The organism is Phaeodactylibacter xiamenensis, from assembly GCF_000759025.1.
Lineage (GTDB): Bacteria > Bacteroidota > Bacteroidia > Chitinophagales > Saprospiraceae > Phaeodactylibacter > Phaeodactylibacter xiamenensis.
Genome location: NZ_JPOS01000038.1, coordinates 77480 through 100715 on the forward strand (window position 1 = coordinate 77480; position 23236 = coordinate 100715).

General features: G+C 52.5%; 20 protein-coding genes. 8 read left to right on the plus strand and 12 right to left on the minus strand.

Translation table 11 applies throughout. The features are described from left to right. Positions 1 to 136 precede the first annotated feature (136 nt). Both IX84_RS15170 and IX84_RS15175 read left to right on the plus strand, forming a co-directional pair. On the plus strand, positions 137 to 658 hold the full coding sequence (locus IX84_RS15170) for a hypothetical protein (RefSeq protein WP_044222545.1): 522 nt from the start codon (positions 137 to 139) through the stop codon (positions 656 to 658). 66 nt (positions 659 to 724) lie between these two features. After that, the gene (locus IX84_RS15175) at positions 725 to 1411 is read left to right on the plus strand and encodes a hypothetical protein (protein WP_044222548.1); all 687 of its coding nucleotides are present in this window, start codon (positions 725 to 727) and stop codon (positions 1409 to 1411) included. 49 nt (positions 1412 to 1460) lie between these two features. On the opposite strand, the gene IX84_RS15180 is transcribed toward IX84_RS15175, so the two are convergent. Then, entirely contained in the window at positions 1461 to 3026 is a 1566-nt protein-coding gene (locus IX84_RS15180; RefSeq protein WP_044222551.1) for a glycerol-3-phosphate dehydrogenase/oxidase, read from the minus strand. A 96-nt stretch (positions 3027 to 3122) separates the two neighbouring features. Here IX84_RS15180 and IX84_RS15185 point away from each other — a divergent pair, with 96 nt between their 5' ends. Further along, complete coding sequence (locus IX84_RS15185; RefSeq protein ID WP_044222555.1) at positions 3123 to 3884, plus strand: DeoR/GlpR family DNA-binding transcription regulator; 762 nt, start codon at positions 3123 to 3125, stop codon at positions 3882 to 3884. Here IX84_RS15185 and IX84_RS15190 read toward each other — a convergent pair whose 3' ends face one another. Next, positions 3885 to 5072: an exo-beta-N-acetylmuramidase NamZ family protein gene (locus tag IX84_RS15190; protein ID WP_044222558.1), complete on the minus strand. Its 1188-nt coding sequence runs from the start codon at positions 5070 to 5072 to the stop codon at positions 3885 to 3887. A gap of 10 nt (positions 5073 to 5082) precedes the next feature. Then, the gene (locus tag IX84_RS15195; protein WP_238578286.1) at positions 5083 to 5811 is read right to left on the minus strand and encodes a DeoR/GlpR family DNA-binding transcription regulator; all 729 of its coding nucleotides are present in this window, start codon (positions 5809 to 5811) and stop codon (positions 5083 to 5085) included. A gap of 267 nt (positions 5812 to 6078) precedes the next feature. Here IX84_RS15195 and IX84_RS15200 point away from each other — a divergent pair, with 267 nt between their 5' ends. The 4 genes from IX84_RS15200 (at position 6079) to IX84_RS15215 (ending at position 13463) form a co-directional block, all read left to right on the plus strand. After that, positions 6079 to 9171, plus strand: a complete 3093-nt coding sequence (locus IX84_RS15200) for a SusC/RagA family TonB-linked outer membrane protein (protein ID WP_081968776.1) — start codon at positions 6079 to 6081, stop codon at positions 9169 to 9171. A gap of 26 nt (positions 9172 to 9197) precedes the next feature. Continuing rightward, a complete protein-coding gene (locus IX84_RS15205; RefSeq protein ID WP_052516036.1) occupies positions 9198 to 10508 on the plus strand; it encodes a RagB/SusD family nutrient uptake outer membrane protein in 1311 nt (436 codons plus the stop codon). A 101-nt stretch (positions 10509 to 10609) separates the two neighbouring features. Next, the gene (locus IX84_RS15210) at positions 10610 to 11281 is read left to right on the plus strand and encodes a class I SAM-dependent methyltransferase (RefSeq protein ID WP_052516037.1); all 672 of its coding nucleotides are present in this window, start codon (positions 10610 to 10612) and stop codon (positions 11279 to 11281) included. 55 nt (positions 11282 to 11336) lie between these two features. Beyond that, positions 11337 to 13463 (plus strand): Tex family protein, encoded by a 2127-nt coding sequence (locus IX84_RS15215; protein WP_044222564.1) that lies wholly within the window; start codon positions 11337 to 11339, stop codon positions 13461 to 13463. Positions 13464 to 13494: 31 nt separating this feature from the next. Here the strand turns inward: IX84_RS15215 and IX84_RS15220 are convergent, their stop codons facing one another. The 8 genes from IX84_RS15220 to IX84_RS15250 all read right to left on the minus strand — a co-directional run bounded on the left by IX84_RS15220 (position 13495) and on the right by IX84_RS15250 (position 20733). After that, positions 13495 to 13770, minus strand: coding sequence for a hypothetical protein (locus IX84_RS15220; RefSeq protein ID WP_152605082.1), 276 nt, complete (start codon positions 13768 to 13770; stop codon positions 13495 to 13497). Between the two features lie 183 nt (positions 13771 to 13953). Then, complete coding sequence (locus tag IX84_RS15225; RefSeq protein WP_044222570.1) at positions 13954 to 14463, minus strand: gluconokinase; 510 nt, start codon at positions 14461 to 14463, stop codon at positions 13954 to 13956. A gap of 29 nt (positions 14464 to 14492) precedes the next feature. Then, positions 14493 to 15479, minus strand: coding sequence for an aldo/keto reductase (locus IX84_RS15230; RefSeq protein ID WP_044222573.1), 987 nt, complete (start codon positions 15477 to 15479; stop codon positions 14493 to 14495). A gap of 3 nt (positions 15480 to 15482) precedes the next feature. Next, a complete protein-coding gene (locus IX84_RS34620; protein WP_152605100.1) occupies positions 15483 to 15542 on the minus strand; it encodes a DUF1697 domain-containing protein in 60 nt (19 codons plus the stop codon). A 6-nt stretch (positions 15543 to 15548) separates the two neighbouring features. Then, positions 15549 to 17789, minus strand: coding sequence for a beta-glucosidase BglX (gene bglX / locus IX84_RS15235; RefSeq protein ID WP_044222575.1), 2241 nt, complete (start codon positions 17787 to 17789; stop codon positions 15549 to 15551). Between the two features lie 17 nt (positions 17790 to 17806). After that, positions 17807 to 18769, minus strand: coding sequence for a hypothetical protein (locus tag IX84_RS15240; RefSeq protein WP_044222579.1), 963 nt, complete (start codon positions 18767 to 18769; stop codon positions 17807 to 17809). A gap of 56 nt (positions 18770 to 18825) precedes the next feature. Further along, a complete protein-coding gene (locus tag IX84_RS15245) occupies positions 18826 to 19683 on the minus strand; it encodes a mechanosensitive ion channel family protein (RefSeq protein ID WP_052516038.1) in 858 nt (285 codons plus the stop codon). Positions 19684 to 19704: 21 nt separating this feature from the next. Then, positions 19705 to 20733: an ATP-grasp domain-containing protein gene (locus IX84_RS15250; protein WP_052516039.1), complete on the minus strand. Its 1029-nt coding sequence runs from the start codon at positions 20731 to 20733 to the stop codon at positions 19705 to 19707. A 209-nt stretch (positions 20734 to 20942) separates the two neighbouring features. On the opposite strand from IX84_RS15250, the gene IX84_RS15255 reads away from it, so the two are divergent. Beyond that, the gene (locus tag IX84_RS15255; RefSeq protein WP_316931690.1) at positions 20943 to 22154 is read left to right on the plus strand and encodes an MFS transporter; all 1212 of its coding nucleotides are present in this window, start codon (positions 20943 to 20945) and stop codon (positions 22152 to 22154) included. 272 nt (positions 22155 to 22426) lie between these two features. Here IX84_RS15255 and IX84_RS15260 read toward each other — a convergent pair whose 3' ends face one another. Further along, positions 22427 to 23224, minus strand: a complete 798-nt coding sequence (locus IX84_RS15260; protein ID WP_044222586.1) for a hypothetical protein — start codon at positions 23222 to 23224, stop codon at positions 22427 to 22429. Positions 23225 to 23236 lie beyond the last annotated feature (12 nt).

Here is a 23236-nt window from a genome sequence, read left to right on the forward strand (position 1 = left end):
CCGGAATGTTATTAACACTGGAGGGGTCAGTAAGACCGGAATGTTTTCCACATTTAGGGGGTCAATGACACCGGAACAGGGGGGTCAGACCAAATCGGAATAGGGGGGTCAATGGGACCGGAATACGCAGCTGCATATGGAAGATAGCTTGAGTATGGTATTGAGAAACTTATATGCACTTTACGGTGAACCCATCAGCGATGATCAGATTTCATTAAAGCACAATCCTCTTTTTAGACTTCAAGTAGTAAGCCGGATGCCACGACCCATTTCGCACTACATTGAGCACGGTCTAAAAAGACTTCTTCAAGATTATTTGTTATCAGAATTAATGGAGAACGATGCATTAATTGATGTAATCGTCATAACGGGGTTAGAAGAAGAACGCTTTGATAAACTGAGGGACCAGTCAGGAACGGGCCTTAAAAGCACAGTTTTTGATAGCACATCCTTGTCTACGCTATGTTTGAAATTGATCAATAGGGGGGTACGTGTAAAGGTTTTGGATAAGTTGTTGCTGAATGAAAAAATATTCATGAACCTTTCTGATGAAGTCTTTTCCTATAGTTCTCCTATAGAAAAGGTAGTTGCCATTATGAAAAGTGCGGGTGTGATTTGTAGTATAAAACGGTTGCCAGTTCAGAAAATTAGTGACTAATTAGGGATAGATTTCAGATTGCCTGGCTCACGGGTTTCGGCAATGAGATATAAAAGCTAGTAGAGGATGATCCAACACTGCATAGCTTCCATCATAGCCATATTTATTATCCTTCCTATGAAGAGTATATGTCAAACAATATTTATCCAGATAGAAGAGATTAGTTTTGAAGATTCCAGTCGTTATATGGGAGGAGGAAACTTTGTTTTTACCGCTCAATATCCACTTCGGGATGTTCTCTACCACTGTCTGGCAAGAACAGGATCAGGCATATCAAAAGACTTAATCGAATTAGAGAAGGTCCCCTTAATCAGAATAAAAGCGGGCAGTAAGTCTGAGCTAGCTGAATATGCTCTTTTTCAGCGGATAGCTAAAGAACTGATGAATAGATATAACCTTGAACTTCAGCTGGAACAGGTTGAAAAGAAGACACTGATATTCCGTAGCGTGGAACAGGCACCAAACCTCAACCAAAAGAACAGTGGGACCGAACTACTTTCAAATGGGGATGTAACCTTGAGCAACGCTTCTTTGTCAACTGTATGTTGGTGGTTGGGGCATCATGGGGTTGGATTGAAGGTAGATCAGAAAGAGCTGTTAGATGATATTAGGGTTACCCTGGATTTTCCAGCCGAAACCATAGCCCAAATGCCAGATAACATCTCATCAATACAACACCTGTTAAACAATCAAGGTGTTATTTGCGAGCTGGTAAAGGAGCCTATTCAGATTCCGGTAGAGACTTCAGAGTAATCTATTCAGCCATTTACTTCGGCTGCTACTTACGGAAGGTAGCGATGTTTCAAACCAACAAATACCCCCGCGCCACCGCCTGAAAATCAGCCATTTCCTTATCATACCACGCATCGTCCCTGCCCAGCTCCTGTTGCAGGATTTTGCCTACAGGCGCTGCCATATCCAAAGCAGCCTGAGCATCCATAAACAAGGTACGCAGACGGCGGGCAAGCACATCCTCAATACGCTGCGCCATTTCGTGCCTTGCCATCCAAACGACCTCGGCTTTGGTGTTAGGATATTTGGGGTGAAGGGGTTGCTGTAATTCGGGCTGCTCAGCGATCAGCGCCTGAATGGCTTTCGCCTCGCTGCCGTAGACCCGCCAATGACCTTCCGGGGGGTGCCCGTTGGGATAGCCGTGGAGCCGGATTTGGGCTGAAGTGCTGCCTTTTGCACTCATTTTCTTCACCTTCAGGATTTCATCCACCATATCTTCTCCCATTTGCCGGAAAGTCGTCCACTTGCCACCGAGTATAGAGAAGAGGTCACTGTCGCTCACCACAATTTTATGGCTGCGGGAGACTTCCTTGGTCGCAGCGCCCTCTGTTTTGGGCGCCGCAAGGGGGCGTAATCCGGCAAAAACCGAAAGCACATCGGCCCGCGTCGGCGGTTTGACCAGGTAGTCGGCGGCAGTTTCCAGGATGAAGTCTATTTCTTCTTCCAGGGCCTTGGGCTCGGCCTCTGCTTCAGACCGTGGTGTATCGGTGGTACCCAGAATAAGGGTGCCAAACCATGGGATGCCAAAAAGCACCCGTCCGTCCGGTGTCTCCGGGATCATCAGCGCATCTTTACCGCCAAGGAAGGACAGGTCCAATGCAAGGTGAGCACCCTGACTCGGAAGGATGGACTTTCGAACGCCCGGCTGATCCATTTTCAGGATCGTATCGGAGAATACTCCGGTGGCATTTACGACCGACTTGGCGGGGATAGAAAAAGCTTCTCCTTCAACAAGGTCTTTGGCTTCCACACCATTGATTTTTCCATCGGCAGCTTTGCTCAGCCCGGTCACTTCGGTGTAATTCACCACGCAGCCACCCATATCCGAACAGGTTTGGGCAACCGCAACCGCCAAGCGGGCATCATCAAACTGCCCATCGTAATAGACCACGCCTCCCAGTAACCCCTCTTGCTTAATGGTGGGGATTTTCTCGACGACCTTCTTACGGGAGATAATGTGGGAACGGCCAATACGCAAGCGGCCAGCCATCAGGTCATACACCTTGAGCCCGACCCCGTATTTCAGTTGGTCCCAGCGTGTATAAATCGGGATAATGAAGGCTTGCTTACCGGAAAGGTGAGGTGCATTTTTCATCATAAGCCCCCGTTCTTTCAGTGCTTCCAACACAAGGAAAACATCCCCCTGCGCAAGATAGCGGACCCCGCCGTGCAGCAGTTTAGTGCTTCGGCTTGAAGTTCCTTTAGCAAAGTCTGCCTTCTCCAAAAGAACGACCGAAAGACCACGGGAAAGCGCGTCAAGCGCAATGCCCAGCCCCGATGCACCACCCCCGATTACGGCAAGATCCCATGGCTCAGACTGATTTTTTATTTTTGCTATATTTTCGTTTCTTTTCATTTTGTTTCTTTTGTCCTTCAAAAGTGCACAAAAAAGAAAATAAAAGCAAGTTTAGTTTTCTTTTTTTACCTTTGTTTGAAACTTAGACAGTATTCTATGCAAATTGCGGAGCGCCACCGGTTCATTTTGGATGCCTTGCGGCAAAAAGGGGCAGTCAGTGTGGCGGCACTGAGCGAAGCCATGGACGTCACCACCGTCACGGTGCGCAAAGACCTGCGCCTGCTTGAGGAAAAAGGGGCGTTACTGCGTTCCCACGGGGGGGCAAGCCTGCCGGACACCTACGTTAATGACCGCTCCATTGACGAGAAAATGCAAATCCGGGTGGAGGATAAGCAGCGGATTGCCGTCCGGGCAGTGGAATTACTGCACCCGGAAGAAGCGGTCATCATTGGGTCGGGTACAACTGTTCGCGCCTTTGCCCAAGCCATTCCCAAAACGATGAAGCTCACCGTGCTCACCGGTGCCATGAATGTTAGCCTGGCTTTACTGGATCATCCGGAGGTAGAGCTGGTGCAACTGGGCGGTGTGGTGCGTAAGAGCAGTGCGTCGGTAGTGGGGCACTACGCGGAAGGCATGCTGGCTGATTTTGCCTGCACTAAACTATTCCTGAGTGTAGATGGCATTAGCCCGGATTTTGGCCTGACCACCTCCAACATGATGGAAGCCCACCTGAATGCAAAGATGATTAAAGCCGTTCCTCAGGCAGTCATTCTTGCAGACTCCGGTAAATTTGGGAAGAAGGGGTTTGGGAAAATCTGTGACCTTGAAGCGGTACATACCATTATCACTGATGCGGGGCTGCCGGATGCGACCCGACGGGCCATGGAAGATAAAGGGGTAAAGGTGCTCATCGCCTGATCAGTCATAAAGCAATACTGCTGCCCGCTGCTTCATATATTCCGATCTGCCTTGCAACTCAAGTTCCCGGAGTGCCTTCAGGGGCTCACGGTTTTCTATCCATAGCCTGACCTCGTTACTGCCATTAAGGATGTCGATAGGCAATAGCTTGTATTCGTACTCGAAGGGCGGCTGCCGCCACCGGAGCCGGGCTTCCGGCAAATGGAACAGGTATTGCAGAATACAGAGCCCGGACTGCCAGGGCCGGAAATCCTGGAGATTCAGGAGGTGCAGCTGATAGCCCCCGCAGCGCTCGCCTGCATGTTTTTCGAAGGTCGGCTCAAAGTAGATGGGCCGTAGCCGAAAGCCACGCAACCCGCTCTTCAGCAAAGCAGATTCCAGGCCGGGCAGGGCCTGATAAGGATCAAATCCCGGGTAGCCAAAGACTTCAAACGGGCGGGTGGTGCCCCGGCCTTCCGACCAATTGGTACCTTCCCAAAAGACCATGCCCGGAAAAACCCGGGCGGTCAGCAACGCAGGCATATTGGGCGAGGGGTTGGCCCACAGCAACTCCGTTTTTTCAAAGCCCATTGCACGATGCCAACCGGCCATCGCCACCACCTTCAGGTCGCAGGGTGTTACGGTGGCTTCATTGACCAGGAGCGCAAACTCTCCAATCGTCAGGCCATGCCTCGCGGGCAAAGGGGACAGCCCGATGAAAGACCGGTACTCCAAATCCAGCAGATTGCCTTCAACCCGTATGCCTCCAAGGGGGTTGGGGCGATCGAGGACCCAAACGGGGATGCGGGCTTTGGCGCAGGCTTCCATCATCAGTTGCAAAGTATAAATGTAGGTGTAAGGTCGCGCCCCTACGTCCTGCAAGTCCACAATGACCTGATCCAGTCCCTGCAGCATGGCCGGGGTAGGGGAGCGGTCGGCTTCGTAAAGGCTATGTACCGGTATCTGGAAGAAGGGGTGGATGTAGTGGGGGCTTTCGATCATATTGTCCTGCGCTTCCCCAAACAGGCCGTGCTGAGGCGAAAAAACAGCCCGCAGCCGGGGGCCGAAAACCCGGTGCATAGCAGACAGCCCATCTTCCCCCGCAGCGGTTATGGAGGCATTGTGGCAAAGATAACCGATATGCTGTCCGCATGTCTGCTGAAGGGCTGTATTATGCAGGAGTTGGTCTAGGCCGGTTTGTACAGGCATGGTGCAGTTATTAGAGTAACGTAAGGCCCGGAATCTGGAAAGGGGTAAGGAAGGGGTCGTCCGGTGGGCGTTCCGTGATGAGGTACTGCAGTTCGCTGAGTTGGCAGACCCGCATCTTAGTGCTGGTGTTAAGCTTCTCAGAAATAGCAAGTGCGGCGGTTTGGCCCGAGACTTCGCGCATCGCCTGTTTGACTTCCACTACTTCCCAGTCGCTATCCGTCAGGCCGTTGATGGGGTCAATACTGTTGGCCCCAAGCAGGCACAAGTCCGGGCTGAGGCTGAGCAACTTTTTGATGACTTCCCCTCCGGTACTGATCTGCGCATCGCCCGAGATACGGCCACCAATGAAGAGCGTCTCGCTGTCGCTATGCCGGGCCAACTGCATTGCCACAGGCAGGCTTACGGTAAAGAAGGTGACTTTCAGCCCCGGAGGCAAAAGGCGGGCTACCTCCAGGTTGGTTGTGCCACCACTAATAAGGATGTGCATGCCGTTGCGGAAAAGGCTTATTGCCTTGCGGGCAATAGCCGTCTTTTCGGCATAGGCGTAAATTTCCAGCTCCGTAGTGCCCACCATCTGAAAGGAGTTGGATATGGCGCCCCCCCGTACTTTTTTAAGCTTGCCGCTTTCTGCAAGGTCCTGCAAGTCTCTGCGGATAGTGTCCTCTGAAACATTCAGGAGTTCACTTAAATCAGTTTGCAGAACCTTATTGTGCACATTGACTTCCCTTAAAATTAGCAACTGTCTTTCCGGTTTTAGCATGCTTTTATTTCTTCAGTTTGGGTTTGCTTAAAATAATTGAATAACCCGATCACGAGTGTAGGGGCACGGAGTTTTCTTAAAAACTTGCATAAAGTTGCAAACAAAATGGCATTAATTTTAATTATTTGCTGTATTATGCATTGAAATTGGCGGTAAGGCTCAATAAAATACCGCATTTCGGGCAAGGCTTAGAATCAATACCAAATAACACTTTACACCAATCGCTATTAACAAAAACAACAGATTATGAAACAAAGCCTACTCAAGGCGAAGATGCCGCTCCTGATGCTCCTCATGCTGGGGCTGCCACTGCTGGCATTTTCGCAGAAAATCAACTTTACGGTCAGTGGTACCGTGCAAGATTATGACGGCAACCCGCTTATTGGAGCTTCTGCTTTTGTAGAAGGCCTGGCGCTGGGCTCGGTCACCGATATAGACGGGCAGTTTGCCATCAAGGGGGAAGCTGAAGCCGGTAAGTACCAGCTTCAGATTTCCTATGTGGGTTTCACACCGGTAAGGCGAACGTTCGAAATCAGCGCGGCTGCACCGGAAGTTACGTTGGAGATCAGCCTGGTCGATGATGTCATGGACATGGAGGAAGTCGTTGTGGTGGGCTCTTCCGTAACCACCAAGCGCAAGCAGCTCGGCAACGCGGTCAATGTGCTGAAGTCTGATAAGCTTACCGTGGCCAACCCACAGGGCGTGACCGGCGCACTGCAGGGTAAGCTTCCAGGCGCACGTATTACGCAAAACTCTGGAGACCCTGCCGGTGGCTTCAGCGTGCAGTTGCGGGGGGCAAGTACACTCCTGGGCTCTTCGGAACCACTTTACGTTATCGACGGTGTCATCATTAGCAATAATACCACCAATGTGACCAATATCAACGTTGGCGGCGGCGCCTCTCAGCCGGGCACCAACCGACTGGCAGACATTAACCCGAATGATATCGCTGATATTACGGTTATCAACGGTGCTGCGGCGGCGGCTCAGTACGGCTCACGGGCGTCCAATGGGGTGGTGCTCATTACCACCAAGCGGGGCAAGGCCGGCAAGCCTTCTTTTAGCTATTCCTCCGGTTTTAACGTTAACGAGCTACGCAAACCGGTTTACGTCAACCTGAGGGGCGAACAGTTCGGCAGCGCGGATCAGCGCCTTTACCCTATTGCAGGGACAAACGAGGACGGAAACCTTACCGTTGGCGCCAATTTCTCCACAGAGAAAGTACCAGTGACCCGCTACGATTACCAGGATCAGATCTTTGATACCGGCTATGGAACTGATCAGCACCTTTCGGTACGCGGCGGCAATGAGCAGTCCAATTATTATGCATCCTTGTCGTATACCCTCAATGAGGGCATCATCCGCAATACGGATTTTCAGCGTTATGGTGCCCGCTTCCGCTTCAATCAGTCGGTAAACGACTGGGCGAGCTTCTCCATCGGGCTGAATTATAACAATTCGTTTTCCAACGAACGGCCGGACGGCAACGTCTTCTGGTCCCCAATCAATGCCTTCAATATTACCAACAACATTTGGGATATCACGCAGCGGGATGAGCTGGGCAATCTGCAGTCTGTGGAGCCTACCCGGGTGAACCCACTCAGCGTTATCGAAGATTTTGACATCACACAATCGGTCAACCGGGCTATTTCTGACTTCCAGCTCAAACTCTTTCCGCTCAAAGGCCTGACAATCGACTACATAGTCGGGGTAGACGCGTACAATCAGGAGGGTAATATCTTCATCCCTCCTTATCCATACGCTCCGGTCAATCCTACCTACTTCGACGATGGCTATGCTTCTACGGCGAACAACAACGTTTTCCTGATCAACAACGATATCAATATCTCGTATGAGAAGGAAATCAGCAGCAGCCTGGTATCTATTACCAAAGCAGGCTTCTCTGACCAGTATTCTCAGAATGCGTTCTCGGTGGCCCAGGGCCGCGGGCTGGCGCCATTTGTGGAAACGGTCAATGGTGCGAGTATCATTCTCAACCCGTCGGCCAATACCGACCGCTTGCGCATCTGGGGTTACTACCTGCAGCAAACTTTTGGGCTGAACGACCGCCTGTTCCTGACTGCGGCAGCCCGGGTGGATGCAGCCAGCTCCTTTAGCGAAGACAACCGCAATATCATTTACCCTAAGGTGAGTGCCAGCTACGTTTTATCCAGTGAGCCTTTCTGGCAGGAAAGCGCGCTGGGCAGGACTATCAGCCTCTTCAAGCTCCGTGCTTCCTGGGGACAGGCAGGTAACCTGACGGCCATCGGGCCTTACGCCCGTTTCTCTACCTATAACACCGGTAACCTTGCAGGCAGCGTAGCCATCAACCAAAGCAGTACCCTGGCCAACCCGGATGTGCGCCCCGAGGTGAATACAGAAACGGAAATCGGTGCAGATATCTCTTTCCTGAAGGACCGCCTTGGCATGTCCCTCACCTGGTACAATCAGGATATTGACGATCTCCTCGTGAGCCGTTCACTAGCTGCTTCTCAGGGCGGTAGTGCCATTACAACTAACGTGGGGTCGCTGGAAAACAAAGGTGTGGAAGTCCTGCTTTATGGCTCGCCTATCCGCAAGCGTGACTTTAGCTGGGATATCTCCCTCAATTTCTCCCGCAACCGCAACCGCGTCACCAACCTTGGACAGGCGCGTACAGCGGTGCCTAACGTAACCGGTGCACCGATCTTCCTGGTTGACGATCAGCCGCTGGGCGTATTCTTTGGGACTTATATTGCCCGTGACGACAACGGCGATCCGCTACTTACACCGGAAGGCTTCCTGCAGCAGGAGCGGGGCGATGCTGCTACCAATATGCCACAGCGGGATGCAAACGGGCAGCCAACAGGTACGCCTCTTCAGCAGGTTATTGGTGACCCTAACCCCGACTACATCCTAGGCGGTAGCACCACCTTCAACTACAAGCGCTTCGGAATTACAGCTGTAATCGAGAGCGTACAAGGGCAGGACGTATTCGACGCCGACAAGCGGACCCGTCAGGGCGTAGGCATAGGGGAATTTGCTGAGCAGGAACTATCCGGCGAACTGCCGCGGGGCTGGGTTTGGGCCATGTATCCCATCCTGGAATGGCGGATTTCTGATGGCTCCTTTACTAAGCTCCGGGAGTTGTCTGTAAGCTACACCATCCCGGATATCGGCGGTGTGCTGAGCAATACGACCATCTCGGTAGGCGGCCGGAACATTTTCTCCATTGACAACTTCACCAGTTACGATCCGGAGACCAATGCCGGTGGGCAAAGTAACCTGATGCGGAACGTCAATTTCGGTAATGTGCCCATCCCACGGGTATATACCCTGAACATCCGTACCAATTTCTAAACCTGTAGAACCAGAAAAAGCAAACTATGATGATTTCAAGATATAAAACCCTCAGCAGCCTGCTAATGGCCCTGATGCTTTTGGCCAGTTGTGAGACAGATTTTACCAATCCCGGCGCTGCCACCGAAGATCAGGTGCTGAACAGCCCTGATGGCCTCATCGGCCTGGCAGTGGGTATTCAAAAACGCTGGAGTGTGGGGCGGCAGAGCCCGGTTTATACTACCGTGACAGCCGCTGGTTTTACGACCTTCGAGCTGCGCCTCATCAACCCGGGCAACAGTGAGGAGAACGCCCTGTCCATTGGCAAAGATGAGCTGATCGGTACCAACGGCGTGGTGTCCAATCTCTGGGAAGAAGCCCTGCTGGTCCGCAATGAGTCCGATCAGATACTGGCGAATGCAGAAAAAATCCCGGATGCCGGGGTGCGCTCCGGGCTAATCGCTACCGGTGCGATTTTCAAGGCGCTGGCTAATGGCACCCTGGCTCAGTTTTTTGAGCAGCTGCCTTTGGCAAATGCAGAAAATGCCGTGTTTAGCTCCCGTGAAGCGGCACTGGAAGATGCGATTGCAACCCTGGAAGCGGCACGCAGTACAGTCAACGCAGCACCGGTGTCCGCTGCGTTTTTAGACAAAACCCCTGCTAGTATTGACGCTATTAACACCATTAATGCACTACTTGCGCGGTACCACAACATGCTCGGCAACCACGACGCTGCTATTGAGGCCGCGAACCGGGTTGACTTGTCCTCCATGTCCACTTTTGCCTACGATGCGGTCAATACCAACCCCATCGCTTTTGTCTCTATCCTGACCAACAACGTCTATCAGCCGGTTGACCTCACCCTCGGGCTGCCTGATGGGCTGGCACCGGATGCTGGCGATCAGCGCCTGCCGTTTTACTTTCAGAACCTGACCCCTGACAACAACGATTTCCGTGCGGCGGCGTTCTGGGATGCGCCAGACAAGGCTATCCCGGTATACCTGCCTGGGGAAATGGCGCTCATCCGTGCCGAGGCGCTGGCCCGCAAGGGAATGGTAGGAGAGGCTATTGATGCGCTGAATGAAGTGCTGACCAAACAGCCCACCGAGGATGCCTTCGGGGTAGGTGCCGGCCTTGATGCTTACAACGGAGCAGAAACGCAGGAGGCGGTACTTGATGCCATCTATGCCAATCGGTGTATTGAGCTTATGATGTCCGGGTTGCGCCTGGAGGACAGCCGCCGCTTTGGCCGCCCGGCTCCCAATACCGACAATGAAGAGCGCAACCGCAATTTCTATCCGTACCCGGACAGCGAGCGGGCCAACAACACCAACACACCGGAAGACCCCGAGATCTAAACAGCTGTTTTTTAGAAGGGACTTCACAATATTTATAAGTTGAAAGGCGGGGAACAGTGGCGTTATTTTCGTCCGCTGTTCCCCGCTCTAATGCTACCAATATGGCGTATTCTGAAACAGATATCCTTAAAACCTGGCAGCTTAATGCCAAGCCATGGATTGCTACCCTGGAGAACGGAGATATCCCCTCCCGTGCACTGGCAACGAATCAAGCGATAGTGGATGCCTCCCTGAGCCTGAAACCCCAACGTGCTTTGGATATTGGGTGTGGGGAAGGCTGGCTGTGCCGGGTCCTGGCTGAAGCTGGGGTGGAAATGACCGGCATTGATGGTGTTCCGGGGCTGATTGAAAATGCACAACGCAAAGGCGGAGCCCAATACCTCACCTGTTCCTATGAAAAATTGCTCAGTGGGCTGCCTGAGGGCCTGAAGCCCCCTTATGACCTGGCGGTTTGCAATTTCGCCTTGTTTGGCAAAGACCTGACTATTGCGCTGGCTAAAGTGGTGTACAGCCTGCTTACAGCAAATGGCCGGTGGGTCATCCAAACGTTGCATCCGGATTATCCTTTGGCTGCACCGCCTGGCAGCTGGGCGACTGAAGATTGGTCGGCTATGAAACAGCCCTTTCAATCGGGCTACGCCTGGTACCGTTGGACCAAAGCGGGCTGGCAGGAACTGCTGCAACATGCTGGTTTTAATAGTATTAAGTGGAGAGAAGTGTATGTGGATGAAGCCTCCCCGCCGCTCGCTCTGCTCATTGAAGCCGGAAAATAAGCCTGGGTTTAGCGGAGGATGCTTACATTTGCCCTTCGAAAAAAACCGATACCCAATGATATCCGATATCCTCCTGAAGCTGGTGGCCGAACGCACCGGGCTGCCCATCCGCAAAGTCAAAAATACCCTGGAGCTCTTAGTGGACGGGGCTACCATCCCCTTCATTGCCCGCTACCGTAAGGAAGCCACAGGCTCGCTTGATGAAGTGCAGATTGCTGAAATACAGCGGGAGCACAAGCAACTGGAGGACCTCCAAAAACGCAAGGAAACCATTTTGTCGGCCATTGAAGAGCAGGGTAAGCTCACCGATGACCTGCGCCGCCGCATTGAGCAGACCTACGACAGTACTACGCTGGAGGACCTTTACCTGCCCTACAAGCGCAAACGTAAAACGCGGGCTTCCGTAGCTCGCGAAAAAGGATTGGAGCCGTTGGCAGAGCAGCTCTTCCGGAAACAGGATCGGGATGCAGAGCGGGCTGCAGCACCTTTCCTGAATGATGAGGTGCCTAATGTGGAAGAAGCTTTGCAGGGTGCGCGGGATATCATTGCTGAATGGATAAATGAAGACGAAAAGGCCCGTAACCTCGTGCGGGCAGCCTTTCGCCGGGAGGCGACCATCCGATCCAAGGTGGCGCGTGGCAAAGAAGAGGAAGGCGCGAAGTACCGCGATTATTTCGATTTTGAGGAACCGCTGAAGAAATGCCCGTCCCACCGCATGCTCGCCATCCGCCGGGGAGAGGAGGAGGGCATCCTGCGGGTGTATGTGACGCCCGATGAAGACGATACCATTTACCGCCTGGAACGCAAATACGTGGAGGGCAACGGCAGTGCTGCCCGGCAGGTGAAGGAGGCGGTGCAGGATGGCTACAAGCGCCTGCTTAGCCCAAGTATCGAAACCGAATTCCGCAATCTTTCCAAAGCACAGGCTGATGAGGAAGCGATTGGCGTATTTGCTACCAACCTCCGGCAATTGCTCCTGACGGCTCCCCTGGGGCAAAAGCGTACGTTGGGTATCGACCCGGGCTTCCGTACCGGCTGCAAAGTGGTGGTGCTGGATGCAAGCGGTAATCTGCTGGACAATACCGCCATCTATCCTCATCCGCCTCAAAAAGATCAGTATCAGGCGACGGAGACCCTGAAGCATTTGGTACGGCAATTTGAGATTGAAGCCATCGCAGTGGGTAACGGTACAGCAGGGCGGGAAACCCTGAGCCTCTGCCGGGCTATTGACTTTGGGCGTAAGCTGGATATCTTCTCAGTGAATGAGGCAGGAGCGTCTATTTACTCTGCTTCTGAAATTGCCCGGGAGGAGTTCCCGAATGAGGATGTGACCGTGCGCGGCGCAGTCTCTATTGGCCGCCGCCTGATGGACCCGCTGGCGGAACTCGTTAAGATTGATCCTAAAAGTATAGGCGTGGGCCAGTATCAGCACGATGTCAATCAGACCCGGTTAAAGGAAAGCCTGGATCAGGTCGTGGAAAGCGCGGTGAACTCCGTAGGCATCAATGTGAATACGGCTAGTCAGCACTTGCTCACGTACGTATCCGGTCTGGGGCCAACGCTGGCCAAAAACATCGTGACTTACCGGTCTGAAAACGGGCCTTTCCAATCCCGGCGGCAGTTGCTGAAAGTGCCGCGCATGGGGGAAAAGGCTTTTGAACAGGCGGCGGGCTTCCTGCGCATACGGGAGGGCAAGCATCCACTCGACAATACGGCAGTGCACCCGGAGACGTACCCGATTGTGGAGCAGATGGCTAAAGACCTGGGCTGTACGGTACAAGACCTGATCGATCAGCCAAAATTGCGGAAGCAGATCGACCTGCGGCGCTACACATCTGAGACGGTAGGTCTGCCGACACTCAACGACATCATGAAGGAATTGGAAAAGCCGGGCCTCGATCCGCGGGGTACGGCCAAAACCTTTGAGTTCGCCAATATTCATACCATCAATGACCTGGAAATCGGTATGGTCGTGCCGGGCATCGTCAATAACATCACCAATTTTGGTGCCTTTGTGGATATCGGTATCAAGGAGAGTGGCCTGGTGCACATCAGTCAGCTCGCCAACAAGTTTGTGAAAAATCCGGCCGATGTGGTCACCCTGAATCAGGAGGTCATGGTCAAAGTGATGGACGTGGATCTGAAGCGGGGCCGGGTGCAGTTGTCGATGAAGGCGGTGTAGGTTGTTAGTTCAGAGAGGGGAAGAATACTGCCTAATAGGTATTTTGATCTAAATCAGTAATTACGTTTTTCACATAGTCTTCATCAACTTCAAGGGCTTCACATATCAAGTTAATTTCCATGCCAAGCCGAATCATATTTATGCAGGTTTGCCTTGTCTTTTTATCAGCGCCCCTGTTTTCATAAGCATCTAGCGCGCTGATAAATTCTGGTTGCTGTGCGGCGGGAATTTCACTCATAATGACTTCAATTTTTTCTATTTCGCCTGGTATTTTATTCAGATAATAAACGATTAATGGTTTGTACAAGTTCCCATCTTAGTCTACACTACCCAAGAGGAAAGCTATTAAAAAAAACTCGTTGTAACTGTTTAGCATACATGGAAAAATGAGTAGAAAATGCCCTGTTTTGCCCCATCCCTGAAGGGAGCCAGTGCATTTTCTGGCTTTGCACCCTTTAGGGTTGGGGCAAACAAAGGCAGAAAATGCGATTTACAGACTACGCTGAATATTTGCAACTCGTTCTTTTAACCGCGCCACCAACACCTCCGGAGCCGCATCAATACTCAGCACCACCGCATCAGCAGGCGGCTCAAGCGCATCAAACTGAGACTGCAACAGGGCCGGGGGCATGAAGTGGTCCCTGCGGGCTTCCATCCGGGATTTGATCAGGTTGTAGCTGCCTTCCAGGTAGATCCAGGTGGTTTGGGCTTCAATACCGGCGCTGAGGGTGGCCCTGTACCGGGCCTTTAGGGCAGAACAGGCCAGCACTAAGGACTCCCCCGCTTCGAGTTTTTCGACAACGAACCGGTGTATGGCTGCCAGCCAGTCAGCCCGGTCTTCATCTGTTAGCGGCTGGCCGGCGGCCATCTTTTCGACGTTGGCATCGGGGTGGAAATCGTCCCCGTCGTAGAAAGGAAGGCTTGTAGCTTCGGCAAACTGCCGACCAATGGTCGACTTCCCGCTTCCTGCAACGCCCATGATGTAGATGACACGGCTCATACTGTGAGTAGTGTTTTTACCTATTCGGCTTACCAGAGTTGATGCACGAGCGGTTTGATATCCGCTTCGTACAGCCCCTGTATCTTTTTTAGTACGTCATCACTTAGCGGTACTGCCCCGGCTGCCGCCATGTTGCTGTCAACTTGCTCGGCGCGGGGGGCACCGGGGATGATGGTGCTCACTTCCGGGCGGCGCAGAATCCATTGCAGAGCTGCATGGGTGAGGGGGTAGCCTTCCGGCAAAAAGCCTTCGATTTTGTCTACCGCTTCCAGCCCTGTTTCAAACGGGATACCCGCGAAAGTCTCCCCTTTGTCAAACCATTCCCCATTGCGGTTGCCGTGGCGGTGGTCACCTGCTCCGAAGGTGGAGGATTTGGAAAACTTCCCGGTCAGTAGCCCGCTAGCCAGGGGTACACGCACGATGATTCCAACATTTTTTGCCTTTGCCGCTTCGAAAAAGTGCTCCTCCGGGCGCTGCCGGAACATGTTGTAGATAATCTGCACGCTGGCAACATTATCGAACTCCAGCGCTTTCATCGCTTGTTCCACCTTTTCCACGCTTACGCCGAGGTGGGCGATTTTGCCTTCCGCTTTGAGGTCCTCAAAAAGACCGAAAATTTCCGGGCGATAGTAGACTTCCCAGGGCGGGCAATGGAGCTGTATGAGGTCGATTTGCTCCAGGCCAAGGCGTTTCAGGGAGTCTTCTACATAGCCGCGCAACGCTTTTGGCGTATAGCCCTCGCTGACATGGGGATTGATCTGCCGACCGCATTTGGTGGCCACGTAGATGCGCTCACCCGATTCGCGGACCGCTTTACCCACAGCTTGCTCACTTTCGCCGGCTTCGTACACATCGGCGGTATCAATGAAGTTGACGCCCTGATCGATGGCGCTACGAAGGATGGACTGTGCCAGATCGTGGTCGAAACCGCTGCCCCATTTCCCGCCTACCTGCCAGGTGCCCAGGCTGATGGTGGAGATGTTGAATCCGGTCTTTCCCAAGGTTCGGTATTGCATAATTCAAGGTTGTGCTTGCCCGCTGACATTAATGCCACGCAGCAAAGCGATGTACTTCGGCATAGCTGGTTATTTCCACTCAATAGTCGTCTGCAGCAGGTCACTGGAGTTCGGGCCCACCATGATGTCAAAAGTGCCAGGCTCGGTGACAAATTGGCCATCAGGCATGTAGAAGCCCAGCTCTTGTGGCGTCAGCCGGAAGGCAACCGTTCGGCTCTCGCCGGGTTGGAGCATCAGTTTTTCAAACCCTTTCAGTTCCTTGGTGGGGCGCACCACGCTTGCCGCCCGGTCCCGGATGTAGAGCTGAACAACCTCTTCCCCGGCCCGGTCGCCGGTATTGGTTAGCTTAACCGTTACCTCTACGGATTGCCCACGCAGATTTGTCCGGAGGTTATCGTAGGCAAAGGTAGTATAGCTTAGCCCATAGCCAAATGGGAAAAGCGGGCTCAGGGGCGAGTCGATATAGTGGGTGTAAAAGACATCTCCCTTAGTATTGGGGCGGCCGGTATTGTGCATGTTGTAGTGGATGGGGACCTGTCCGAGATTTCGGGGGAAGGTCATTGGCAGCTTGCCACTCGGGTTGTAATCGCCGTAAAGTACCTGGGCGACGGCATGGCCGGTTTGAGAACCCAGTTGCCACGCTTCCACAATTGCCGGGATGCGCTCTGCAGCCCAGGGAATGGTCAGCGGGCGGCCATTGTTGAGCACCAGCACAACGTTGGGATTGTTTTCGTAGACTTTTTCCAAAAGCTCCTGCTGCAGGCCCGGCAGGCTGATATCGGTACGGCTGCGGGCTTCTCCGCTCATAAAGCCATGTTCACCGAGTACCATGATGACGACATCGGCATTCTGAGCGGTCTCAATCGCTTCCGCCATACCGGTCCGGTCGGTGGTGTTAACGTCGACAGGGGTGACGAAAGTGGGTTCGTTGGCCCAGAGCTTTGGCCCCTCTGCAAAGGTGACTTCATTGCCCTCATAGGCAGAAAGCCCTTCTAAAACAGAGACAGCGGTGCCATCATCGGAGCCGATGCGCCAGCTGCCGAGGGGGCTGGTTTTGTCATTGGCGAGCTGTCCGATCAAGGTGATTTTAAGGCCTTCCTTTTTCAGGGGGAGCAGGTTGCCTTCGTTTTTGAGCAGTACAATCGACTTTTTAGCCATATCCAGGACTGCTTCCTGATGAGCCTCATTGTAGAGGAGTGCTTCTTCCCGCTCCTCGTTACAATACCGGTATGGGTCCTCAAACAGCCCTAGCTTATACTTTGCGCGAAGGATACGGCGCACGGCGTCATCAACCAGGGATTCGCTGACAGCACCGGACTCCACGAGGTCCTGCAAGTGATTGATGTAAGCGTAGGACTCCATATCTATATCGGAGCCTGCCGTGACAGCTTGCTTAGCCGCAGCCTTCAGGTCTTCAGAATAGCCATGTTCTTCCATCTCGGCAATGGAGGCCCAGTCCGAGACCACTACTCCTTCGAAACCCCATTCGCCTTTCAGCAAATCCCGTTGCAGGTAGCTGCTGCCGGTCACCGGTTGGCCATTGAGGAGGTTGAAGCCATTCATAAAGCTGCCCACGCCTGCCTCGACGGCGGCCCGGAATGGAGGCAGGACGGTGTTGTGCAGGGTTGCCGTACCTATGTCGGCGGTGTAGTAATCCAGGCCAGACTGGGCAAACCCGTAGCCGGCAAAGTGTTTGGCGCAAGCCATGATGGTGTTGTTGGCGCTGAGGTCTTCGCCCTGAAAACCCCGGATTCGCGCGGCAGCAATAGCGCTGCCCAGGTAGGTGTCTTCCCCGCCGCCTTCCATGACCCGGCCCCAGCGGGCATCACGGGAGATGTCCATCATGGGGGCAAAGGTCCAGCTGACACCGGTAGCTGAAGCTTCAGTGGCAGCCATACGGGCGGAGGCTTCAATGGCTTTCAGATCCCAGCTGGCGGCTTCTGCCAATGGGATGGGGGCCAGGGTTTTGTAGCCGTGGATAATATCGGAAGCGAAAATTAACGGAATACCCAGGCGGGACTCCTCAACGACCAGCTTTTGCATAGCCCGGACTTCCTCCACGCCCCGTACATTCAGCACGGAGCCCACCCGGCCATTGCGGAGGTCTTCGTATTTGCGTTTGGCGTTTCCATCAGAAGGGGCCGGTCCTGTGGCTTCCCAAAAACCGTTGTACTGATTCATTTGCCCCACTTTTTCCTCCAGCGTCATCTTGGAGAGCAGGTCCTCGATAAATTGATCCATATTGTCGGTTTGTGCCTGTGCAGCGCATAGCCATGCTGCCGCCAGTATAGATAGGAGTGTCTTTTGCATAGAAGTAACCTGGTTTTTTATGAAATTGGTAAAATAGCCGATGCGGCGAGTAGTTTTCCTGAACTTTTATGCCATACTTCAATCCGGCACTTTATGTTTTCCGGATTGGGTAAAGCAGTGATGGGTAAAGATAGTGACAGCGGCTTAGAGATCGGGAATTGGTGAAATTTATTCCCTGAAATAACGCCGATTAATTCCCGGCGGGCTTCTACCTGACCGCTATCATCAGTATAGTCTGAACCAGGGTTCAGTAATGGTTGGCCAGCCGGGTCAAAAAACCGGGCTTTCACGATCGTCCGGGTTTGGTTGGTGATTTGCCCGGCAATGGAAATATTTAAATATACGGTGCTATCCCGGAAAGAACGGGAAAAATTAACCTCTTCAAGGCGTGCTTCTGCACTGGCAACAGGGGGCAGAAAAGCTTTGGTATTCAGCTTGTCCGTGGAAAGGGTCAGCGATTGAGTTGTGCGCTGTGTGGATTGCCTGGCAGGAAGGCTAAGCTCTGCGGAGACCGCATCGAGGATTTGCTGGGAAATTTTGAAGTTTTTTAAACCGCTGATGATTTCTTCTTTGGAAGCCAGCTGGCCGATATCTGCGTATGCTACTCCTGTGCCAGATTGCGGTATAATAGCAGCGGGCTGATCGTTGTCTTCTATTTCGAGAAGTTCATAGCCTGCCACAATACCGGTTGCGAGGAGGGCGCCAAGGACAGCGGCATTTTTGGGGTTGCGCAAAGCCGTTTTTCCATACTGTGCCAACTGCCGCATTTGGGGAGGCGTAGCGTTTTTGGAAAACCGGATCGCCAGTTGGGTATTGGAGCTGATTTGCCCTATCCGCTGCAAGTCATTAGCAGAAGAAATGACCGGCAGCCATTGCCGTTGCTCGGCACTGAACTGTAACCGCTCAACGGCCTCTTTCAGCCGGCCATCTCCAAGGATAGCCCTGATGGTTTTTGAATTGGGAAGGTTGGGGCTTTGCATAGCCTGTATTTTGCATCGCCATAATACAAAATTCCTGGTAATTTTTAGTGCCCTGTTCAGGCTGTGCCTTTGATATAGTTGACGACCCGCCGTACTGTTTTGCGGCGGATTTCCCGCTCAAGGTCCCGGTTGATCTCGCGCAGAACGTACTGGAACTTCAGGCTCACGCTGTCTTTGCGGATATCCACGACCTTGAGGTTGTAACTCTGGGGCTCAATATGGGCTTCGTATTCCTGAATAGACCGGATGAGGTCTGACTCCAGTTCTTCTACGGTCTCAATGGCAGCCGTCAGGACTTCAAACTCGATGCTTACCTTTTTGATTTCGCGCCGGGTGTAGTTGACAATTTCGCTGGAAAAGACTTTGTTGTTGGGGATGAAAATCACATCATCATCTTCATTGAGCAGAGCAATTTTGGTGAGGTTGATATCTATAATTTTCCCCTTGTGCTCTCCGATTTTCACATAATCGTCGATGGTGACTTCCCGGGAAAAACTGATAATGATCCCGCTGATGATTTCCGACACATAGTCTTTAGAGATGATGGCAATGGCAGCTGCCACAATACTCAGGGTCGTAAAAAGGGTCTTCAGGTCAATATTCCAGAAACCCAGAATAGTGATCATAGCCGCGCCGGTGAGCACGATGTAATAGATGTTGCGTAAGCCCAGCAGGACGTTATCGTTCTTAGAAGAGGGGAGTTTTTTGTTGCGGCGGTACAGGTAACTCAGGATAGCTACGGCAAGGCTTGCACTCAGAGCGAAGACAATGAACCCCATCACCAGGCTGGCATGGGCTGCCCACGGATCATCCAGGTAAGATGCGGCAGGAAGGTTGATCCGAATAGCAATAAGTGCAGCAAGCAGCAGAGCTCGAAGTGTTACCTTCAACCCTCCCTTACTAAAAAAGGGCATAATCAATTAATTGTGATACCCTTAGAACGTTGCCGTCTGCGGTTGAGTTGTGCTTGCCTGCATGTATCGGGCCAACTGATGAGCAGCCCGCCTGACCATGGGCTTGCCAGAGAGGTCTTCCATAGGCTTAATTCCACCGATACTCAGGGTATTGACTTCCGATAACACCCGCAGGCCTTCATCGTTGACCAGGGTATCCATGCCAAACATAACGATGCCTTTGGGCAGCAGCACTTTGGATAGCTCCCTGGCCATCCGGCGCTCCCGCTCGTCCGGCTCTGACAATACTGCCTGTCCGCCCTGAGCTGCATTACAGAGCCAGGAACCCTTGGGGGGCATACGGAGCACCGCGCCCAAAATCCGCCCGTTGACGACTACAATGCGTTTGTCGCCCTTTTTGACGTTTTTCAGAAAGCGCATGCCGAGGAAGCCGCCCTGTTCAAACCCGGCTTCCAGCACCTGCCGATAGGACCGCAGGCTGACCGGTTTAGGCTCATTGTAGACCTTGCCGTTCTTGATTTTGAGAATGCCCTGTCCGCCGTAGCTATGCAGGGGCTTTAGTACGATGGGGTAGCGCGACTGCATTTCCCATACGTCTTCCATAGACTGGCAGAGCTGTACATCCGGGCTCCACTGCGGGAATTGGGTCAGAAAAGCCTTGGTACTGGTCTCCATGATACCGGAAGGGCGGTTGAAGATGCGTTCTTCAGGATACACGGAGCAAAGGAATTCAAAGAAGCCCTCGGGGATAGAGTGAGGCAGCCGCAGCCATATCCAGTCATAGTCATTGAGGTCGGCGGGAACAGTTTCCTGCTGAAACCGATAGGCAGCATGATCAAAGTGCATCTCCCCGTCTAATGCCCAGGCGCGGACCTGAGTGGAAGTGTAATCGTTGAAGAAAGCAGCATTAGCCGAATTGCCCCGGCTGGCCACGTGTACGTGAGCAATGCCTGGTTGTCGGCGAAGGGCGCTGCACAGGGCGTAGACGGAGTTATGCTCTGTGTGGTTGCGGTGATCGGTGAGGACCAGCACGCTTAGTTTTCTGTTCATTGTTATCATTTGCGCATTGATCACGCAAATCGGGGTCAAATTGTATTACTTTCCGGAAAAAAGCAAGCAAAAAACACAAGGAATTAGTTAGGGTAGAGCATTAACAGGAGAAGGCTTTTGCCATACCTTTGTCAAACCTGCCTTGCCACCGCTCTTTGAGCGGGAAGGGCAGTGGGTTTCGTTACCCATAAAACTCCAAACGGATTCAAATTCCGTACCTTTCACCAAAAGGGAAATGCATGAAGCAATCGCCACTACTCGTTTTGTTTGTTACCATTTTTATAGACCTGCTGGGCTTCGGGCTGATCATCCCTATCCTGCCAATTTATGCCAATGAATTGGGGGCTTCGGGTATGGTTATTGGTCTGGTAGCAGCGAGTTTTTCCTTTATGCAGTTTCTGGTGGCTCCCTTTTGGGGGAATCTGAGTGACCGCAAAGGCCGGAAGCCCATCCTGCTCATCAGTATTTTTATCACCGGATTGGGGTATGTGATCTTTGCGCACGCTGCCAGCCTTTTTCTGCTTTTTGCCGCTCGTATTATTGCGGGTATTGGCTCAGCAAACATTTCCACTGCCCAGGCTTATATCAGTGATATCACACCGCCCGATAAGCGGGCGAAGGCCTTTGGGATTATCGGTGCAGCCTTTGGGTTGGGCTTTATTTTCGGGCCGCCCCTGGGTGGTTTTCTGAAAAGTAACTTTGGGATTGAATACGTGGGCTACGTTGCCGCCGCGCTTTCCGCTATCAATCTGCTGATGGCCTACTTCCTGTTGTCAGAAAGCCTGGAGGAGCCCAAATCAGCAAAAGGCCCGCTATTCGAGAACCCGCTGTCTGATTTCCGCTATGGATTAAAAAAACCGGTGGTCAATGAGCTGCTGATCATTAATTTCATTTTCATCACTGCCTTTTCGCTCATGACCGTTTCGGTCACCCTGCTGTGGGAAGAACACTACGGGCTGAATGAAGAGCAGGTGGGGTATACCTTTGCTTTCCTGGGGGTCATCACAGCCATCGTTCAGGGCGGGCTGGTCGGCTGGGCCTCGAAGACCTTCGGCGACCGCACTCTGCTGGTTGCCGGGTATGTACTGATGTTCTTTGGGCTGACGTCTTTACCCTTTGTACCCGTTCAATACTTTATCCCTCTTGAACTGTTGGCCATCGTACTGATTGCGCTGGCGAATGGCGCACTGACACCTACCATCACCTCCCTGTTATCGAAGAACTCCTCGGAAAAAGAACAGGGGCGTATTCTGGGGCTGGGGCAGTCAGTGGGTTCCCTCGGTAGGGTAGTAGGCCCATTCCTGGGGGGCTGGCTGTACGGGCTGCATTACCAATACCCCTACATCGGCAGCGGTTTCCTGATGATCCTTTGTTTGCTGCTGGCCGTGTGGTTGGTCCGGGGGCGTTTGTCGCCAGGGTAACGGTTCACCGTGTTCATTGCTTAATGCCCATGTTTTCCCGGTCGCCTTCTATTCCGAAACCGATGACCTCTTCCTGCTCATTCAGGAAAAACTCCCAGGACAGGTTCTGGCCTTTGAAGTAGAAGGTCGTGTCAGAGGAAGGGATGAGCTCCTCTTTTCCCGGAATCGCGTCAGGCCTTAGAAAAAGCCTGCCCTCTGAAGCGGAGATATGGATGAGAAACAGTGGCTGTTTGGTGCGTAATTGGTGCTTTGGAAGTCCTGTTTGTTGGGCATTATCGATTCAGGCGCACCCCAATATTTAGGCTGAACCCCTGCATAGGGCTATTGAATCCCTGGCTTAGGGCCTGATTGGTGCCTTCATAAACCAGTGCTATCCGTATTGTGCGGGCAGGGCGGTTAGGATTAGAAGCGTAAACAACCATACCTAGCTGATAAAAAAGAAGGCTTCTGTTTAGCTGCTGCCTGAAGTAGTCCTCGATTTGTGCCTCACTCTGTATACCATCGAAAAGATGGTTAGACCCAAATCGGGGCAGGAAGTTCTTGCTAAAGGGGTCAAGTTCTCCGTAGGCGGTTCTGATCCGGTTTAATGGTGCAACCCCCAGGGAAGCACCTGCAATCAGCCCCAGGTTACATGCCGTTTGCTGATAGGGGAGCATGAGGTATTCAGCACGGAGGTTCAATTTGAGGAAAGTGCTGTTATGCTTTATCCGGGCTAAATAATAGTCTGTTTCTTCATCGGCAGGGACAAAACCAATATCGCTCGCCAAATCAGGCAGGGTACGGAAGGTCTGAAGCTGAAAATACTGAGATCGGATTCCGCCACCTCCACCTAAAGAAAGCCTGGAGGTAAGTTGATACCAGGTATTGAAGTGAATGCCGTAATGCCAGACCATGCCAAATTCCCGGTTTTGGGTCAGGTAGGGGTGGTCACTATATGAACTACTGCCTGCACCACCTTGTATACTCCCGCCAACGGACCAAGCAGGTAGAGCCTGCGCCCGTAGTGTATTTATCGCAGAGGTAAAAGTGAAAAAAATGATCAGCAATGCGAGAGGTACGTTTTTTATCATAGCTTGAAATTT

Excerpts from the sequence above, each read along its gene's own strand:
- IX84_RS15190 (WP_044222558.1), bottom strand. The coding sequence starts at position 5,072 with ATGCCTGTACAAACCGGCCTAGACCAACTCCTGCATAATACAGCCCTT.
- IX84_RS15205 (WP_052516036.1), top strand. The coding sequence starts at position 9,198 with ATGATGATTTCAAGATATAAAACCCTCAGCAGCCTGCTAATGGCCCTG.
- IX84_RS15215 (WP_044222564.1), top strand. The coding sequence starts at position 11,337 with ATGATATCCGATATCCTCCTGAAGCTGGTGGCCGAACGCACCGGGCTG.
- IX84_RS15260 (WP_044222586.1), bottom strand. The coding sequence starts at position 23,224 with ATGATAAAAAACGTACCTCTCGCATTGCTGATCATTTTTTTCACTTTT.
- IX84_RS15210 (WP_052516037.1), top strand. The coding sequence starts at position 10,610 with ATGGCGTATTCTGAAACAGATATCCTTAAAACCTGGCAGCTTAATGCC.
- IX84_RS15230 (WP_044222573.1), bottom strand. The coding sequence starts at position 15,479 with ATGCAATACCGAACCTTGGGAAAGACCGGATTCAACATCTCCACCATC.
- IX84_RS15250 (WP_052516039.1), bottom strand. The coding sequence starts at position 20,733 with ATGAACAGAAAACTAAGCGTGCTGGTCCTCACCGATCACCGCAACCAC.
- IX84_RS15175 (WP_044222548.1), top strand. The coding sequence starts at position 725 with ATGATCCAACACTGCATAGCTTCCATCATAGCCATATTTATTATCCTT.
- IX84_RS15240 (WP_044222579.1), bottom strand. The coding sequence starts at position 18,769 with ATGCAAAGCCCCAACCTTCCCAATTCAAAAACCATCAGGGCTATCCTT.
- IX84_RS15170 (WP_044222545.1), top strand. The coding sequence starts at position 137 with ATGGAAGATAGCTTGAGTATGGTATTGAGAAACTTATATGCACTTTAC.
- IX84_RS15180 (WP_044222551.1), bottom strand. The coding sequence starts at position 3,026 with ATGAAAAGAAACGAAAATATAGCAAAAATAAAAAATCAGTCTGAGCCA.
- IX84_RS15185 (WP_044222555.1), top strand. The coding sequence starts at position 3,123 with ATGCAAATTGCGGAGCGCCACCGGTTCATTTTGGATGCCTTGCGGCAA.
- IX84_RS15200 (WP_081968776.1), top strand. The coding sequence starts at position 6,079 with ATGAAACAAAGCCTACTCAAGGCGAAGATGCCGCTCCTGATGCTCCTC.
- IX84_RS15245 (WP_052516038.1), bottom strand. The coding sequence starts at position 19,683 with ATGCCCTTTTTTAGTAAGGGAGGGTTGAAGGTAACACTTCGAGCTCTG.
- IX84_RS15225 (WP_044222570.1), bottom strand. The coding sequence starts at position 14,463 with ATGAGCCGTGTCATCTACATCATGGGCGTTGCAGGAAGCGGGAAGTCG.
- bglX (WP_044222575.1), bottom strand. The coding sequence starts at position 17,789 with ATGCAAAAGACACTCCTATCTATACTGGCGGCAGCATGGCTATGCGCT.